Consider the following 17,111-nt stretch of genomic DNA (forward strand, 5'->3'; position numbering starts at 1 on the left):
GTGGACCTCAACGGCATCATCAACGGGATCGGCACGGTCCTCACGCCCATCAAGTGGGTGATCGAGGCGATCCTCGTGGGGTTCCACTGGGTCTTCGAGAACGTGTTCGGGATGGACGGCGATGCCGGCCTGACCTGGGTGCTCTCCATCGTGGGTCTGACCGTGATCGTCCGGGCTGCGCTCATCCCGGTCTTCGTCCGTCAGATCAAGAGCCAGCGCAAGATGATGGAGATCGCGCCGCAGCTCAAGAAGATCCAGGACAAGTACAAGGGCAAGCGCGACCAGTTCTCCCGCGAGGCGATGCAGCGCGAGACCATGGAGATGTACAAGAAGGCGGGTACCAACCCGCTGAGCTCCTGCCTCCCGCTGCTGATCCAGATGCCGGTCTTCTTCAGCCTGCTGCCGACGCTCAACGAGGCGAAGCCTGATGCCCAGGGGCACTTCCACGCCGGCGTCGGCCTGTTCTCCAAGGACCTGGTCGAAAGCCTCTACCGCGCCAACCTGTTCGGCGTCGCGCCGCTGAAGGACAGCATCCAGACGGCGTGGGGCACCGAATGGGTCGTGGTCATCATCGCCGCGGTGATCGTCGTGCTCATGACGGGCTCGCAGTTCTTCACGCAGCTCCAGCTGGTGTCCAAGAACATGTCGCCGGAGACCAAGGCGAGCCCGATGTACCGCCAGCAGCGGATGCTGCTCTACGTCCTGCCGCTCATCTTCATCTTCTCCGGCTTCGCCTTCCCGATCGGCGCGATGTTCTACTGGCTGACCTCGAACGTGTGGACGCTCGTGCAGCAGTACCTCGTCATCCGGAACCTGCCGACCCCCGGCAGTGAGGCCGCCCTCGCTCGGGAGGCGCGACTCGCCCGGAAGGCGCACGCTCGTGCGCTTGCCCGCGGGGAGGACCCGGACGGACCGGGCGGCATCGCCCTCGAGGCCGCTGCGGACGGCCCGAGCGCCGCGCCGAAACGGGAGACCACTCAGCGGCAGCAGCCGACGAGCAAGAACCGCAAGAAGAAGGGCGGCCGCTGACGATGTCGGATGCGACCCAGCAGGAGCAGTCGGCGATGCAGCCGACTGACGACCAGGCGATGAACACCGCCGAGCAGGCCGAGCTCGCCGAGACGTGGGCGGAGGAGCCGGCCGGACCGAGCACGTCGGCGGAGCCCTCCGAGCAGGAGCTCATCGACGAGGGCGACATCGCCGCGGACTACATCGAGGAGCTGCTCGACATCGCCGACCTCGACGGCGACATCGACATCGACGCTCGCTCCGGTCGCGCCTACGTCTCGGTGACCGCCTCCGACAGCTCCGACTTGAGCGTGCTGTCGAAGCCGGACACCGTGGCGGCGGTCCAGGAACTCACCCGGCTCGCCGTGCAGAACCGCACGGGCCGGTTCTCGCGTCTGATCCTCGACATCGGCGGCTCCCGCGATACGCGCGCGGGTGAGCTCGCCGCCCTCGTGGACCGCGCGGTCGCGCGCCTCGAGGAGGGTGCGGCATCCGCCTCGCTCCCCCCGATGTCGAGCTATGAGCGCAAGATCGTGCATGATCTGGTTGCGGAGCGGGGCCTCGTGTCGGAGTCGGAGGGCGAGGGTCGCGACCGGCATACGGTCATCACCCGCGCCTGACGCGGCATGTCGGCCCACCTGCCCGACCGGGGCGTTTCACGTGAAACATCGGCGCCGGAATCCGAGCCGGAGCCCGCTGTCGCGGCGCAGTTGTTCGGGGCCGGGATCGAGCGGGCGCGGAGCTATGCGGGACAGCTGACTCGTCGTGGCGAGGAGCTGGGACTCATCGGGCCGCAGGAGCTGTCCCGGCTCTGGAGCCGGCATCTTCTCAACTGCGTCCTGCTCGCCCCGCTCCTTCGTCCCGGGCGGGTGGGAGATGTGGGCAGCGGCGCCGGCCTGCCGGGCATCGTGCTCGCGATCGCCCGGCCGGACGTGCACATCGTGCTCATCGAACCGATGGAGCGGCGCACCGAATGGCTGCGCGACGAGGCCGAGCGGCTCGGGCTCGCCAATGTCGAGGTGCTGAGGGCGCGCGCCGAGGACATCAGCGACCTCGCGCTGGACCAGGTCACCGCGCGGGCGGTGGCGGCTCTGCGGACCCTCATCCCGCTGACCGCGCCCCTGGTCCGGGCGGAGGGCGAGCTGCTCCTCATGAAGGGCGCCCGTGTGGCGGAAGAGCTGACCGCGGCACGGAAGGCGATCGCGGCGGCTCGGCTGCGTGACGTCGAGGTGCTCGAGCTCGGCGCCGGGCTCGGGACCGAGACGACCCGCGTCTTCCGAGCGAGCGTGGGATGACTCCTTTCCCACAGGACCGGGCCTCCACCGGACGACGACGGCCGCGGCTGCCGGTCGAAGCACGCGGGTACAGTTGTCTGGTTCCGCGGGCGACCCGGACCGCGGTGTTTCACGTGAAACCTCGACGAATGACGACGGACGGAGCCCGGTGAGCGGCGAACGACTCGATGGGGGAACGCCCCTCGCCTCCGAGGTCGCAGACATCGCCCGCCGGCGCACGCTGCTCGCCGAGCAGGTGCTCCCGTTGCCGGAGGCGACGAGGATCATCACGGTCTCGAACCAGAAGGGCGGCGTCGGCAAGACGACCACCACGGTCAACCTCGCGGCGGCGCTCGCGCAATCCGGTGCGAAGGTGCTGGTGATCGACCTGGATCCGCAGGGGAACGCGTCCACGGCGCTCGGCGTCGAGCACCGGTCGGAGACCGCGAGCGTGTACGACGTCATCGTGAGCGACGTGCCCCTGGCGGATGTCGTGCAGTCGAGCCCCGAGTTCCCCGGCCTGACGTGCGTACCGGCGACCATCCATCTCGCGGGCGCCGAGATCGAACTCGTCTCACTCGTGGCCCGCGAACAGCGTCTGCGCAGCGCCCTCGACGCGTACCTGCTCGATCACGACGTGCACTACGTGCTCATCGACTGCCCGCCCTCGCTCGGGCTGCTGACCATCAACGCGTTCGTCGCGGCGCGCGAGGTGCTCATCCCCATCCAGTGCGAGTACTACGCGCTGGAAGGGCTCAGCCAGCTGCTGAACAGCATCCAGCTGATCCAGCACCACCTGAACCCGGCCCTCGATGTCTCGACGATCCTCCTCACGATGTACGACTCGCGCACGAACCTGGCGAACCAGGTGGTCGAGGAGGTGCGCCAGCACTTCCCCGAGCAGGTGCTCAACACGCTCATCCCGCGGTCGGTGCGGATCTCGGAGGCCCCGAGCTATGGCCAGAGTGTGATCAGTTACGACGCCAACTCGCCTGGATCGCTCTCGTATCGCGAGGCGGCGGCCGAGATCGCCCGACGAGGAGGCCGCTGATGGCTGCCGCGAAGCGCACCGGCCTCGGCCGCGGGATCGGTGCCCTGATCCCGACCGCCGAGGAGCAGGGTCGGCGACCCTCGACCGAGCGGCCGGTCGACGTGTTCTTCGCCGCGGACACCGCGGACGGTCTGGTCAACGTCCCCGGCGCGCGGCTCGTCAGCCTGGATCCCGCCGACATCGTTCCCAATGCGCAGCAGCCGCGCACGGAGTTCGACCAGGAGGCGCTCGACGAGCTCGTCGTCTCGGTCCGCGAGTTCGGCGTCCTGCAGCCGGTCGTGGTCCGGCCCCGTTCCGACGCGGGGGCCGGCGAGGCGCACTACGAGCTGATCATGGGCGAGCGCCGGTTGCGCGCGACCAAGATCGCCGGGCTGCCGAGCATCCCCGCCATCGTGCGCGACACGGCGGACGACGCCATGCTGCGCGACGCTCTGCTCGAGAACCTGCATCGCGCTCAGCTGAACGCGATCGAAGAGGCGTCGGCCTACCAGCAGCTGCTCGCGGACTTCGGCATCACTCAGGAGCAACTGGCCACGCGGATCGGGCGATCGCGTCCGCAGATCACGAACACCCTGCGGCTGCTGCGGCTGCCGGAGCCGATCCAGCGCCGCGTCGCCTCGGGCGTCCTGAGCGCCGGTCACGCGCGGGCGATCCTCGCCGCGGGGGAGCCGGATGCCATGCAGCGGCTCGCCGACAAGATCGTCAACGAGGACCTGTCGGTGCGCGCGGCGGAGGCGGCGGTGTCGCTCACGAAGCCGACGAGACCGGGCGCGGCGCCGAAGCCGACCAAGGGTCGTCGTCAGGGTCAGCTCGACGAGATCGCGGAACGCCTCGGCGATCGGCTCGACACCCGGGTGCGGATCGCGCTCGGGGCGAGCAAGGGCACGCTCACCATCGAGTTCGCGACGGTCGGCGACCTCAACCGTATTCTCGGGGAGCTCGGCGAAGACGGCTTCGGCGGATAACTGGGAATGCCGGTTACGTGCCTCGGTCTTTCTTACTGCGCGACCGCCACCGCGGATGCTACGAGCGGAGTGCTGCGCGCGCGAGCTCCGCGTAGACCCAGCCGAGATCGTGCCCGGCCGCCTCCAGCGCCTGCGGCAGGAGCGAGGTCTCGGTGAGACCCGGCAGCACGTTCGCCTCGAGGAACCAGGCGGTCCCGGCGCCGTCGATGATGAGGTCGACCCGGGAGAGGTGCCGGAGCCCCAGCGCCCGGTGAGCGGTGAGAGCGGCCTCGGTTGCGGCCGCGGCGACGCCCCGGTCGATGCGCGCCGGCACGTAGAAGCGGGTCTCACCCGCGTTGTAGCGGGCCTCGAAGCTGTAGACGCCCGAGAGCGGCTCGATCTCGACCGCCGGCAGGGCGACCGGGCCGTCGCCGGTGTCGATGATGCCGATCGCGATCTCGGTGCCGGTGATCCGCTGCTCGACGAGCGCGACATCCCCATAGGTGTAGGCGTCCACCATCGCGCGCGGCAGCCCGGCGCGGTCCTCGACGATGGTCACGCCCTGCGCCGAGCCGCCGCGCGCGGGCTTGACCACGAGCGGCACCGGGAGCTCGTCGGCGATCGCCTCGAAGACCGCGTTCGCGCCGAGCTCACGGAACGCGTCGCGCCCGAGCGTGATGGACCTCGGGGTGGCGACCCCGGCGCGGGCGACGATCGCCTTGGCGGTCGGCTTGTCCCACGCGAGGCGGGCCGCGTCGGAGAGCGATCCGACGAACGGGATGCCGAGGAACTCCAGCAGCCCGCGCAGGGCGCCGTCCTCCCCGCTCGCGCCGTGCAGGGCGGGCCAGACCACGTCGGGCGGGTCGGCCCGGAGCGCGGCGAGGAGGGTGGCATCCGGATCGACGAGCTCGACGTGCAGCCCGTGCTCGAGGAGGCTGTCGGCGACGCGACGGCCGGAGCGCAGCGACACGTCGCGCTCGTGCGAGATGCCGCCCGCGAGCACGACGACGCGGTGCAGTTCGGTCATGGCGAAGGGCTCCGGGTCAGCCGACGTTGGGCGGCAGCACGCTCTGTCGCTCGGGGTGCGCCGGCAGCGGCTGGGTCTGCGCGAACTCGTTGAGCAGCGTCAGCTCGCCGCTGATGACGGCGGCGAGACGTCGGACGCCCTCGCGGATGAAATCCGGAGTGGGGTAGCAGAACGAGAGCCGCATGGCGTCGCGCCCACCGCCGTCCGCGTAGAAGGCCGTGCCGGGCGTGTACGCCACGAGCTCCTTCACGGCGCGGGGCAGCATCGCTTTCGAGTCCAGCTGCTCGGGCAGGCGCAGCCACACGTAGAACCCGCCGTTCGGCACCGTCCAGCGCAGGCCGGGGAGGTGCTCGGCGAGCGCGGCGAGCATCGCGTCGCGGCGCTCGCGGTAGACGCCGCGGAACGTGTCGATCTGACCGCGCCAGTCGGCCGTGTCGAGGTACTCGGAGATGACGTGCTGCGAGAACGAGCTCGGGGAGAGCACCGCCGCCTCGTTGGCGAGCACGAGCTTCTCGCGGATCGCGTGCGGCGCCAGGGCCCAGCCGACCCGGAGGCCGGGAGCGAGGGTCTTCGAGAACGTGCCCAGATAGACGACGCCGTCCTCCTCGATCGAGCGCATCGCCTGCGGGGGCGCCTGATCGAAGTAGAGCAGTCCGTAGGGGTTGTCCTCGAGCACCAGGATGCCGGCGTCCCGGGCGATCTCGAGCACCTCCATGCGGCGCTGCCAGCTGAGGGTCACGCCCATCGGGTTGTGGAACGACGGCACCGTGTAGAGCAGCTTGATGCGACGGCCCGCCTCGCGAAGACGCACGATCGTCGCGCGCAGGGCCTCGGGCACGAGACCGCCCTCGTCCATCTCGACGTGCACGATCTCGGCCTGGAAGCTCTTGAACACGGTGATCGCCGTGACGTAGCTCGGTCCCTCGGCGATCACGACGTCGCCGGGATCGAGGAAGAGCTTCGCCATCAGCTCGAGCGCGTGCTGCGATCCGGTGGTCACGACGACATCGTCGACGCTGCCCCGGATGCCCTCCAGCGCCATGACCTCGAGGATCTGCTCGCGCAGGCGCGGCATCCCCTGACCCGATCCGTACTGCAGCGCGACCGGACCGTGCTCGCGCACCGTGCGCTCCACGGCGGTCTCGACGAGCTGCCGGGGCAGGGCCGAGACGTACGGCATACCGCCGGCGAGGGAGACCACCTCGGGCCGGCTGGCGACGGCGAACAGGGCGCGCACCTCGGAGGCGGCGAGGCCGGCGGTGCGCTCGGCGTAGCTGTCGTACCAGGGGTCGAGGTTGTTGCCCTGCTGCTGGGTCACCCGACCCAGGGTAGCCGCCAACGACCAAACGGCCCCGCCCCCGAGAGGGGACGAGGCCGCCGATGCCGGATTGGCTACGCGAGGAACTCCGCGAGGTCCGCCTCGAGGGCGGGCTTGGGCTTGGCGCCGATGACGGTCTTGACGACCTCGCCGCCCTTGAACACCTTCATCGCGGGGATCGAGGTGATGCCGTACTTCATCGCGGTCTCCGGATTGTCGTCGACGTTGAGCTTGACGATCTGGAGCCTGTCGGAGTTCTCCTCCGCGATCTTGTCGAGGATGGGCGACACCGCGCGACACGGCCCGCACCACTCCGCCCAGAAGTCGACCATGATCGGCTTCTCGGACTGCAGGACGTCGGCCTCGAAGGTCGCGTCGGTCACTTCCTTGGCACTCATCTGTCCTTCTTCCTGAAACGAACCTGCTGAGACAACGCCGCCGGCGGCGTCCGTATTCCGGTCGGCGATCGTCAGGCCGGCACGGCGACGGGAGCCGCCCCCTCGGCCCGGGCGAGCAGCTCCTTCGGCAGGGCCGCGAGGTAGTGCTCGGCGTCGAGGGCCGCCACGACGCCCGAGCCGGCCGCGGTCGCCGCCTGCTTGTAGGTGGGGTCGATGACGTCGCCCGCCGCGAAGACGCCCGGCAGATTCGTCTTGGAGGTGCGGCCCTGCACGGCGATCGTCCCCTCGGGCGTGAGATCGAGCTGGCCGTGCACGAGGTGCGTGCGCGGGTCGGCGCCGATCGCCACGAACAGACCGCTCACGTCGAGCGTGGTCTCCGACCCGTCGACCGTGTCGACCAGGCCCACGCCGGTGACCTTCTCGTCGCCGTAGATGTGGGCGACCTCCTTGTTCCAGACGAACCGGATCTTCGGATCCGCCTTCGCGCGGTCCTGCATCGCGACGGAGGCGCGCAGCTCGTCGCGACGGTGCACGAGGTACACGACGTCGGCGAACCGGGTGAGGAAGGTGGCCTCCTCGAGCGCCGAGTCGCCGCCGCCCACGACCGCGACCTTCTTCTGGCGGAAGAACGCGCCGTCACAGGTGGCGCACCACGAGACGCCGTAGCCCGAGAGCCGCGTCTCGTCCTCGAGACCCAGCTTGCGATACGCCGACCCCGTCGCATAGATGACGGTCAGCGCCTCGTGCACGTCGCCGTTGCCGAGCTTCACGGTCTTGACCTCGCCCGCGAGCGAGAGCTCCACGACATCGTCGTAGACGATCTCGGCGCCGAACCGCTCGGCCTGGTTCTGCATCTGGATCATGAGGTCCGGCCCCATGATGCCGTCGGGGAAGCCGGGGAAGTTCTCGACCTCGGTCGTCTTCATGAGCTCGCCGCCGAAGTCGACCGAGCTCGCGATCACGAGCGGCTTGAGATTCGCGCGCGCGGCGTAGATCGCCGCCGTGTAGCCAGCCGGGCCCGAGCCGATGATGATGACCTGCCGCATGGAAGCCTCCGTAGTGCTGGGGAGTACAACACATCGTAGGCACGGGATGTTCCCGCGCCCCGGCTCATCCCCGGCGCAGGATCCGGCGCACCGGCGCGAGCAGGTCGCGCAGCTCGGGCACCCGGAGCGCCGCGAGCACGGCGAGGTACACGAGGGCGGTGACCCCGCCGACGACGAGGACGCTCACGAAGGCTGCACCCCGTGAGGCGGCGGTGAATCCGAGACCGGCGGCGAATCCGTGACCCGCGGCGATCCCCTGCGACAGGTCGAGGCCGCCCAGCGCAGCGAGCACGGCCAGGCCGACCAGCGCGGCCGGGATGGTGGCGAGCGCGAACACGCCGAGACGGCGCAGCAGCCGACCGCCGTCGATCCCGCCCATCCGGCGCCGCAGCACGAGGGCGGAGACGAGCGTCTGCACGAAGCCCGCGACCGTCGTCGCGAGCGCGATGCCGGCCGCGACCCACTCGCCCGGCGCCGCGAGCATCGTGCATGCCAGCCCGCAGAACAGCACGCCCTGCAGCAGCTGGATCCAGAACGGCGTGCGGGTGTCGGCGAGGGCGAAGAACGCGCGCTGCAGCACGTACAGGATGCCGAACGGCACGAGCCCGGGCAGGTACCCAAGCAGCACGAAGGCGGTGCCGGTGAGCTCGCCGCGGGTGTGCGAGAAGAAGGCGGCGAACGGGACGGCGGCGACCGCGAGCGCGACCGCGGCGCCCGTCACGAGCAGGCCGATCTGCCGCAGCGACGCCGAGACATCCGCGCGCATGTCGGCGAGGCGTCCGTCGCGGGCGTGGGCGCTCATCCGGCTGTAGTAGGCGGTCGCGATCGACAGGGCGATGATCGAGTGCGGCAGCACGTAGATGAGCCACGCCGTCTTCAGGACCGCGGCGGACGCGTCGTCTGCTCCCGCGGTCAGCGCGATGTTGGTCTGCACGATGCCCGCGACCAGGCTGATGAGCACCATGCCGAAGGTCCACGCGCCGATCCGGCCCACCGTGCCGAGCCCGCGCCAGCGGAAGTCGATGCGGAATCGCAGGCCCGTGCGACGCCAGAAGAACGCGAGTGCGATGCACTGCACGATCACCCCGAGCGTGGCGCCGCCGGCGAGGACGGCGACCTGCGCGGGCGTCCAGGTGCCGGCCGTTCGCTCGACGTGGTCGTTGCCGAACAGCGCCCAGAACAGCACGAGGCTCGCGATGACGACGATGTTGTTGATCGCCGGCACCCACGTGACCGGCCCGAAGACCCCGCGGGCGTTCAGCACCTCGCCGAGCAGGGCGAAGAGGGCGTAGAAGAACAGCTGCGGCAGGCACCAGAACGACATCGCCAGGGTGAGCTGTACGCCGGCGCCGGCGAGCGCGTTGCCGCCGCCGCCCGCGGTGTAGATCCCGACGAGCACGGGCGCCAGCCCGACGGCGACGAGCGTGACGACGAGGAACGCGGTGGTCCCGAGCGTGATCAACCGGCTGACGAACACGTCACCGCCGTCGGCGTGGCGGGCGGCGCGGACGATCGCCGGCACCAGGGTCGCGCTGAGGAGTCCGCCGGAGACGAGCGGCAGGATGTTGTTGGGCAGCGTGTTCGCGACGGCGAAGGCGTTCGCGCCCTGGTTGTTCAGACCGATGACGGTGGTCAGCGCGAAGGCGCTCAGGAACCCCAGCACGCGCGACACGATCGTGCCGGAGGCGAGCAGCGCCGAGGCACGGCCCATGCGCGCGGGCGGCGCCGCCGGGGAGCCCGGAAGCGGGGGCGGGGCGGTCACGTCCGGGACCCGGGGTCGTGGGGCGCGGCATCCGGAGCGGCGTCCGTGGCAGGGCCGTCGCCCGGGTCGTCGTCGCCCGGGGCCTTGTCGTCGTTGTCGACGCTCGCCGCACGGTTCCGGCGGCGCCGCAGCACCTGGCGCACGATGCCGCCGCCGAAGACCAGCGCGAGCAGCACGACGATCACCCCGGTGCCGATGCCCTCCCACGACGGGCGGAGGTTGACCGTCATCGTGTCGCGCGCCCCGATCGCCACCGAGGGATCCGCGGCACTGTGCAGGGAGATGGTCGCGAGCACGGTTCCCGGACTGATCGCCTGGGCGGGCACCAGGGCGCGGGCGGTCGCATCCGGCTCGATCTTGAGCTGGACATCGGCGCCGCCGACGTGCAGGGTCGCCCGGCGGGGTGCGACGTTCACGAGCACCGTGACCGGCACCGACAGCGCGTTGCTGACGGTCACCGGGATGGTCGTATTGGCGGCCGTGACCAGCACGCTGCTGCCGTGGACGATCTTCACCTTCGCGAGCAGAGCGGACGATGACGCGAGGTAGCTCTGCAGGCGCTCGGCCCATCCGGTGGCCGACTCGACCCACGCGACCGACATGGTCGACAGCAGCTGGAGTCGCCGTGGTGCGGTGATCTTCGTGGCCTGGTCCCCGGCGATGGTGGCGAACGCCGCTTCGGGGGCGACGGTGCCGACCACCTCGCCCACGAGTGCGGCGCCGGCGGCGGGCACCGATCCGTCGACGACCTTCGCATCGGCGGCCGGGCCGGCGAGCACCGCCGCCAGCCCGACGGACTGCGCCGAGGACTCCTGGTCGATGTTCTGCAGCAGCTCGTGCACATGCGTGGCGCCGACCGACCACCCGCGGTCCAGCGTCGCGATCACCGACCGGCCCGGGGCGACCGCGGCCATGCCGTCGAGCGCGGTGTCGAGGCGCTGCAGGCCCTGCTGGAGCGCGGCGTCGCCGAGCGACTCGACCGCCTGCCGGGCGATCTCGCTGAGCCCGTCGTCGCTGATCAGACCGTCGATCCCGTCGAGCCGCACCCGTGCCGTCGTCGTCGCCGACACGTTGCGCGAGCTCAGCAGGACCGAGTGGAACCCGGCGTCGCGCAGCGGACCGAGGTCGGCGGTCGAGACGGTTCCGGGCGCGGGCCACGCGACATCGGTCGTGACGTAGTCGCCCGCGAGCACGTCGGCATCCGTCGGGAGGGGCGGGGGGCCAGCGGGGGTCGTCGGCGTCGCGTGCGGCGCCGGTCCGCCGCTCGGGCTCCCGCTCGGCGTCGGCGTCGCGGAGGGCGATGCCGCCGGCCCGAAGCGGCCCGGGTCGATCGCGAACCGGAAGTCGAGCTGGTCGAGCAGCGCCAGGCCCCCGGTGGCGTGGGCGAGGACTCCGGGATCGGCGTCGGCGTATGCCAGCGGGAACATCTCGTTCGGCAGCGCCTCGAGGCGCTCGAGCCAGGCGCGCGCGGACGCCGGCGCCGCCGTGCCGAGCACCCGGATCGACGCGACGATCATCGGATCGATCGCCAGCACGGCGGCGGTGCCGCTGACAGCGTCGAGCTGGCGGGTGAGCACGCCGGCCGGGCCCGTGTCGGTGGCGAGCGTGTCGGCGGAGATGAGGCCGGTTCCGCGGGTGCTCGACGGCATCGTGATCGGCACGATCACCGCGATCGAGACCGGTCCCGTGCCCGGCGTGAGGGTGCGCCCGGATGCCAGCTCGGCCGGGGAGGAGCCCGAGGGATCGTCGCCCGCGGCACCCGATCGCAGGCCCGCGGCCGTGGCGGGTCCGAGACCGCCGAGCGCGGCGACGAGGACGCCGGCGGCGGCGAGGCCGGCGACCCAGGATCGGCCGGCACCGCGCATCAGGCGCACGCCTGAGCCGTTCCGAGCGCCGGGGACATGACCCCGATTGTAGGAGTCGCGCCTCGCGCGGACCTCCGCTGCAGGGGTGGGCGCCGCTCGCGATCGGCCTCGCCCGCTGTGGGAGCATGGAGGCCATGCTGAGCGTCGCGGCGGCCGTGGAGCGGTTGCGGGGGCTGGCATCCACCCCGGAACTCGCCGGGTTGTCCCACGCTTTCTCCGCGGCCGGGCAGGAGCTCGCCCTCGTCGGCGGTTCGGTGCGCGACGCGTTCCTGGACCGCGAGCTGTCGGATCTGGACCTCACGACGTCGGCTCGGCCCGACGAGATCCTCGCGATCGTCGCGCCGCTCGCCGACGCGCACTGGGACGTCGGCCGCGAGTTCGGCACCATCGGCGCGCGCCTCGGCGGCGCGACCGTCGAGATCACGACCTATCGCAGCGACGCCTACTCGGGCGAGTCCCGCAAGCCGGTCGTCGCCTTCGGCGACACGCTCGAGGGCGACCTCGTGCGCCGCGACTTCACCATGAACGCGATGGCGCTCGTGCTCGCGCCCGGCCCGGAGCCGCGGCTGGTCGACCCGACCGGCGGCCTCGACGACCTGCTCGCCGGCCGGCTGCGCACGCCGTCGCCGCCGGAGGTCTCGTTCGGCGACGACCCGCTGCGGATGATGCGCGCGGCGCGATTCGCGGCGCAGCTCGGCGCGCAGCTCGACCCGGAGGCGTTCGCGGCCGCCCAGCGCCTGGCGGATCGCATCGGGATCGTCTCGGCGGAGCGGGTGCGCGACGAGCTCACCAAGCTGCTGCTCAGCTCGCGGCCCGTGACCGGCATCCGGCTGCTCGTCGACACCGGGCTCGCCGACCTCGTACTGCCCGAGGTTCCGGCCCTGCGGCTCGAGATCGACGAGCACGCCCGGCACAAGGACGTCTACGAGCACAGCCTCACGGCGCTCGAGCAGGCGATCGAGCTCGAGCGCGCCCGCGGGCACGCCCCCGACCTGGTGCTGCGGCTCGCGGTGCTGATGCACGACATCGGCAAGCCGGCGACCCGGGTGATCGAGCCGGGGGGAGCGGTCAGCTTCCACCACCACGACGCGCTCGGCGCCCGGATGGCGGCGAAGCGACTGCGCGAGCTGCGTTTCGACAACGCCGTCGTCAAGGCCGTCTCGGAGCTCATCCGGCTGCACCTGCGCTTCTTCGGCTACGCGGACGGTGCGTGGACCGACTCCGCGGTGCGTCGTTACGTGCGGGATGCCGGCCCCCTCCTCGAACGGCTGCACATCCTCTCGCGCGCCGACGTGACGACCCGCAACCGCCGCAAGGCCGACCGGCTCGGCTTCGCCTACGACGACCTCGAGGAGCGGATCGCGGCGCTCGCCGAGGAGGAGGAGCTGGCGGCGATCCGGCCCGATCTGGACGGCGAAGCGATCATGCGGATCCTGGACCTCGGGCCGGGGCCTGTCATCGGTCAGGCGTACCGATTTCTCCTCGAGACCCGCCTGGACGAGGGTCCGCTCGACCCCGCGGAGGCGGAGCGCCGCCTTCGCGCGTGGTACTCGGCTCGCTAACACCGCGCTCGGGCGCCTATACTCGACAGGTTGTCCGCCGGGCTCCGCCCGCGCCGGACCGTGTCAATACCCTCCTGCTGCAGATCGTCTGCAGCCGTTCTAGTCCAGAGGAGGTGGGTTAGTGACGCACCAGTACGAGTTGATGGTCATCCTCGATCCCGAGATCGATGAGCGCACCGTCGCCCCCAGCCTGGATCGGTTCCTCAACGTCATCCGCAACGATGGCGGCACGATCGACAACGTCGACATCTGGGGACGCCGCCGGTTGGCCTATGAGATCCAGAAGAAGAGCGAGGGCATCTACGCCGTCGTCAACTTCACCGCGGAGTCCGCGGCGACCCAGGAGCTCGACCGTCAGCTGAAGCTGTCCGAGGCCGTGCTGCGCACGAAGGTGCTGCGCGCCGAGGAGGCCGTGGCCCGCGTGGCCGCGCACGCCGCCGACGAGGCCAAGCGCGCCGAGCGCAAGGCCGCCGCCGCCGCGAAGGCGCCGGCCAAGGCCGCCGCCGAGGCGCCCGCCGCACCGGTCGCGCCCGCGGCGCCCGCCGCAGCCGCCGCGGACGAGAAGGCCGAGTAGGCCATGGCGGGCGAGACGATCATCACCGTCGTGGGCAACCTGACGGCCGACCCCGAGCTGCGCTACACGCAGGGCGGGCTCGCCGTCGCCAACTTCACGATCGCATCCACGCCGCGCACGTTCGACCGCCAGGCCAACGAGTGGAAGGACGGCGAAGCGCTGTTCCTCCGCGCGTCCTGCTGGCGCGACTTCGCGGAGCACGTGGCCGGCTCGCTGACGAAGGGCAGCCGCGTCGTCGCGACCGGCCGCCTCCGGCAGCGCTCCTACGACGACCGCGACGGCAACAAGCGCACCGCGATCGAGCTCGAGGTCGACGAGATCGGACCGAGCCTGCGCTACGCGACCGCGCAGGTGACGCGCACCTCGGGCGGCTCCGGTGGCGGCGCGGGTGGCGCGGCCGGCGGCGGACGCCCGCAGGGCGCGGTCGCCGACGAGCCGTGGGCCGCGAGCGGCTCGACCGGCGGAGGCTCCGACGACGTGTGGAGCACGCCCGGCGCGAACTACAACGACGAGACCCCGTTCTGATCCGCGGATCAGGGCAGAGAGAAAGCAACAGCACATGCCAGGTAAGAGCACCGGGGATCGCCGCAAGCGCGTTCCCAAGGGCGGCAAGAACGCCGCTCCGGCGAAGTCCATCAAGGTCGGCGTGATCGACTACAAGGACGTCGCGACCCTTCGCAAGTTCGTCTCGGAGCGCGGCAAGATCCGCGCCCGTCGCATCACCGGCGTCTCCGTGCAGGAGCAGCGTCTCATCGCCCGCGCGGTCAAGAACGCGCGCGAGATGGCGCTCCTTCCGTACGCGGGCTCGGGACGATAGGAGATACGGATGTCGAAGCTCATCCTCACCTCCGAGGTCTCCGGCCTGGGTTCGGCCGGTGACGTCGTCGAGGTCAAGAACGGGTACGCCCGCAACTACCTCATCCCGCAGGGCTTCGCCGTGGCCTGGAGCCGCGGCGGGGAGAAGCAGATCGACCAGATCAAGGCGGCCCGCGCCGCGCGCGAGCTGGCGACCCTCGAGGAGGCCCAGTCGCTCAAGGCCAAGCTCGAGGACACGACCGTCAGGCTGACCGTCAAGGCCGGTCGCGAGGGGCGCCTGTTCGGCTCGGTGAAGACCGAGGACATCGCCGATGCGGTGTCGGCTGCCGGTATCGGCAGCATCGACAAGCGGACCATCGAGCTCGCCGCACCCATCAAGGCCGTCGGCCGGCACGAGGCGTCGGTGCGTCTGCGGGAGGACGTCGTCGCCGCCATCACCCTCGACGTGGTGGCCGCGAAGTAGACCCGTCACATCGCGAGCGGCGTCCCCCATCCGGGGGACGCCGCTCTGCACTTTCGGCGTCGTCCGGAGCTCACCCGTCCACAGCCGACTTGTCAAGAGGCAAAGCTTCAAGCGGCGGTGTAGGCCTCTTTCTCCACACAGGGGGAGAACGGCGAAATGCCTGGTCAGACAGGTGTGAACACGAACAGATCGCCGAGTTCCCACAGCTGAGTCCACATCTTCTTCACACGACGTGCGGCGTTTCGCGCCGATTCTGCACAGATCTATCCACAGGGTCGGCTTGTCCCCCTCGCCCGCGCCTCCCTACGTTGAGGCGTCGCCGATCAGGTCGACCTCCCGCGGGGGGCGGGATCGCCGAGCGCGCCCCCCGTGTGTCGGTCGTCGCTGGGATGGTCGGTGGCGTCAGCATGAGCTCAGGAGGGAACGCCCGATGTCGATCGCCCATCTCGGTCTTGCCGGTGACCGGGGGGAGCGCGCCGAGCGCGAGGCCTGGCAGGGCGAGCGGACGCCGCCGCACGACCTGCTCGCCGAGCAGAGCGCTCTGGGCGGCATGCTGCTCAGCAAGGACGCGGTGGCCGACGTCATCGAGACCGTCCGCGGCGTCGACTTCTACATCCCGAAGCACGAGCTCGTCTACGACGCGATCCTGACCCTGTACTCGCACGGCGAGCCCACCGACGTCATCACCGTCACCGATGAGCTCACCAAGAGCGGGGAGTTGCAGCGCGCCGGCGGAGCCGAGTACCTGCACACGCTCACGGCCCTCGTGCCGACCGCCGCCAACGCCGGCTTCTACGCATCGATCGTCGCCGAGAAGGCGGTGCTGCGCCGCCTGGTGGAGGCGGGCACGCGCATCGTGCAGATGGGTTACGCCAGCGAGGGGGAGGTCGTCGATCTCGTCAACAACGCCCAGGCGGAGATCTACGGCGTGACCGGCGGCGTCGAGGCCGAGGACTACGTGCCGCTCGTCGACGCGATCCAGACCGCGGTCGACGAGATCGAGCTGGCGAGCGGACGCGACGGCGAGATGGCGGGGGTGCCCACCGGGTTCGCGGACCTCGACGAGCTGACCAACGGCCTGCACGGCGGCCAGCTGATCATCGTCGCCGCCCGCCCCGGACTCGGCAAGTCGACGCTCGCACTCGACTTCGCGCGGTCGGCCACCATCACGAAGAAGATGCCGACCCTGTTCTTCTCGCTCGAGATGGGGCGCAGCGAGATCGCGACGCGCCTGCTCGCGGCCGAGTCCTCCATCCCGATGCACACGTTGCGCAAGGGCAACATGGACCCGCGCGACTGGGCGCGGCTGGCCAACACGCGCGGAGAGATCGCCGACGCGCCGCTGTTCATCGACGACAGCCCCAACATGACGCTCGTCGAGATCCGGGCCAAATGCCGGCGCCTCAGCCAGCGCGTCGGACTCAAGCTCGTCATCATCGACTACCTGCAGCTCATGACCTCGGGCAAGAAGGTCGAGAACCGCCAGCAGGAGGTCAGCGAGTTCTCGCGGGCGCTCAAGCTGCTGGCCAAGGAGCTCGACGTGCCGGTCGTCGCGCTCTCGCAGCTCAACCGCAACGCCGAGGCGCGCGCCGACAAGAAGCCCGCGCTGTCCGACCTGCGTGAATCGGGCTCGCTCGAGCAGGACGCCGACATCGTGATCCTGCTGCACCGCGAGACCGGCCTCGAGCGCGACGACCCGCGCGCCGGCGAGGCCGACCTCATCGTGGCGAAGCACCGCAACGGCCGGCAGGACACCATCTCCGTGGCGTTCAGCGGCATGTACTCGCGCTTCAGCGACATGTCGCGGGTCTAGAGCACCGGGACGCCCGGCCTCGCGGCCGACCCCCAGCGGCACGTCCGTACACTTGAGGATCGTGTCCGCCGCGCCCGCCGTCGCCCCGCATCGGCCGCGCGTCGCGGCGTGGATGCTGACGGCCGCCCGTGCCGCCCTCGCGCTCGTCCTCGGGCTGGCGATCACCTTCACCGGAGGGCACTCCGCCCGG

Annotated in this window: 17 protein-coding genes; 11 read left to right on the plus strand and 6 right to left on the minus strand. The window is 71.0% G+C overall.

Annotation, left to right across the window (positions count from 1 at the left end; translation table 11 throughout):
* From yidC to ABD285_RS03975, 5 genes are all read left to right on the plus strand, one after another.
* Window positions 1–1,029: a membrane protein insertase YidC gene (gene yidC, locus ABD285_RS03955; RefSeq protein ID WP_284253985.1), complete on the plus strand. Its 1,029-nt coding sequence runs from the start codon at window positions 1–3 to the stop codon at window positions 1,027–1,029.
* Between the two features lie 59 nt (window positions 1,030–1,088).
* Complete coding sequence (locus ABD285_RS03960) at window positions 1,089–1,628, plus strand: Jag family protein (RefSeq protein WP_425564958.1); 540 nt, start codon at window positions 1,089–1,091, stop codon at window positions 1,626–1,628.
* 6 nt (window positions 1,629–1,634) lie between these two features.
* Complete coding sequence (rsmG, locus tag ABD285_RS03965) at window positions 1,635–2,303, plus strand: 16S rRNA (guanine(527)-N(7))-methyltransferase RsmG (RefSeq protein WP_284253986.1); 669 nt, start codon at window positions 1,635–1,637, stop codon at window positions 2,301–2,303.
* A gap of 148 nt (window positions 2,304–2,451) precedes the next feature.
* Complete coding sequence (locus tag ABD285_RS03970) at window positions 2,452–3,333, plus strand: ParA family protein (protein WP_284253987.1); 882 nt, start codon at window positions 2,452–2,454, stop codon at window positions 3,331–3,333.
* The gene (locus tag ABD285_RS03975; RefSeq protein WP_284253988.1) at window positions 3,333–4,298 is read left to right on the plus strand and encodes a ParB/RepB/Spo0J family partition protein; all 966 of its coding nucleotides are present in this window, start codon (window positions 3,333–3,335) and stop codon (window positions 4,296–4,298) included. The genes ABD285_RS03970 and ABD285_RS03975 overlap by 1 nt, the downstream gene beginning before the upstream one ends.
* Before the next feature lie 58 nt (window positions 4,299–4,356).
* On the opposite strand, the gene ABD285_RS03980 is transcribed toward ABD285_RS03975, so the two are convergent.
* The 6 genes from ABD285_RS03980 to ABD285_RS04005 form a co-directional block, all read right to left on the minus strand.
* Window positions 4,357–5,304 carry a D-alanine--D-alanine ligase family protein gene (locus tag ABD285_RS03980; RefSeq protein ID WP_284253989.1) on the minus strand — a complete coding sequence of 316 codons (948 nt, stop codon included), beginning with the start codon at window positions 5,302–5,304 and terminating at the stop codon, window positions 4,357–4,359.
* A 16-nt stretch (window positions 5,305–5,320) separates the two neighbouring features.
* Window positions 5,321–6,631 (minus strand): aminotransferase-like domain-containing protein, encoded by a 1,311-nt coding sequence (locus ABD285_RS03985; protein WP_425564959.1) that lies wholly within the window; start codon window positions 6,629–6,631, stop codon window positions 5,321–5,323.
* Between the two features lie 65 nt (window positions 6,632–6,696).
* Window positions 6,697–7,020, minus strand: a complete 324-nt coding sequence (trxA, locus tag ABD285_RS03990) for a thioredoxin (RefSeq protein ID WP_284255667.1) — start codon at window positions 7,018–7,020, stop codon at window positions 6,697–6,699.
* 71 nt (window positions 7,021–7,091) lie between these two features.
* Complete coding sequence (gene trxB, locus ABD285_RS03995) at window positions 7,092–8,066, minus strand: thioredoxin-disulfide reductase (RefSeq protein ID WP_344200511.1); 975 nt, start codon at window positions 8,064–8,066, stop codon at window positions 7,092–7,094.
* Window positions 8,067–8,130: 64 nt separating this feature from the next.
* Window positions 8,131–9,828: a murein biosynthesis integral membrane protein MurJ gene (gene murJ, locus ABD285_RS04000; RefSeq protein ID WP_284253990.1), complete on the minus strand. Its 1,698-nt coding sequence runs from the start codon at window positions 9,826–9,828 to the stop codon at window positions 8,131–8,133.
* The gene (locus ABD285_RS04005; RefSeq protein WP_344200516.1) at window positions 9,825–11,693 is read right to left on the minus strand and encodes a DUF6049 family protein; all 1,869 of its coding nucleotides are present in this window, start codon (window positions 11,691–11,693) and stop codon (window positions 9,825–9,827) included. The genes murJ and ABD285_RS04005 overlap by 4 nt, the downstream gene beginning before the upstream one ends.
* Before the next feature lie 134 nt (window positions 11,694–11,827).
* Here ABD285_RS04005 and ABD285_RS04010 point away from each other — a divergent pair, with 134 nt between their 5' ends.
* The 6 genes from ABD285_RS04010 (at window position 11,828) to dnaB (ending at window position 16,921) form a co-directional block, all read left to right on the plus strand.
* A complete protein-coding gene (locus ABD285_RS04010; RefSeq protein ID WP_344200519.1) occupies window positions 11,828–13,255 on the plus strand; it encodes a CCA tRNA nucleotidyltransferase in 1,428 nt (475 codons plus the stop codon).
* 142 nt (window positions 13,256–13,397) lie between these two features.
* Window positions 13,398–13,829 carry a 30S ribosomal protein S6 gene (gene rpsF / locus ABD285_RS04015; protein ID WP_425564960.1) on the plus strand — a complete coding sequence of 144 codons (432 nt, stop codon included), beginning with the start codon at window positions 13,398–13,400 and terminating at the stop codon, window positions 13,827–13,829.
* 3 nt (window positions 13,830–13,832) lie between these two features.
* Window positions 13,833–14,354: a single-stranded DNA-binding protein gene (locus tag ABD285_RS04020; protein ID WP_284253994.1), complete on the plus strand. Its 522-nt coding sequence runs from the start codon at window positions 13,833–13,835 to the stop codon at window positions 14,352–14,354.
* 34 nt (window positions 14,355–14,388) lie between these two features.
* The gene (rpsR, locus tag ABD285_RS04025) at window positions 14,389–14,646 is read left to right on the plus strand and encodes a 30S ribosomal protein S18 (RefSeq protein ID WP_284253995.1); all 258 of its coding nucleotides are present in this window, start codon (window positions 14,389–14,391) and stop codon (window positions 14,644–14,646) included.
* Window positions 14,647–14,655: 9 nt separating this feature from the next.
* A complete protein-coding gene (gene rplI / locus ABD285_RS04030) occupies window positions 14,656–15,108 on the plus strand; it encodes a 50S ribosomal protein L9 (protein ID WP_284253996.1) in 453 nt (150 codons plus the stop codon).
* A gap of 430 nt (window positions 15,109–15,538) precedes the next feature.
* Window positions 15,539–16,921 (plus strand): replicative DNA helicase, encoded by a 1,383-nt coding sequence (gene dnaB, locus ABD285_RS04035; protein WP_344200523.1) that lies wholly within the window; start codon window positions 15,539–15,541, stop codon window positions 16,919–16,921.
* The last annotated feature ends 190 nt before the right edge of the window (window positions 16,922–17,111 follow it).

Source organism: Pseudolysinimonas kribbensis, from assembly GCF_039531715.1.
GTDB lineage: Bacteria > Actinomycetota > Actinomycetes > Actinomycetales > Microbacteriaceae > Pseudolysinimonas > Pseudolysinimonas kribbensis.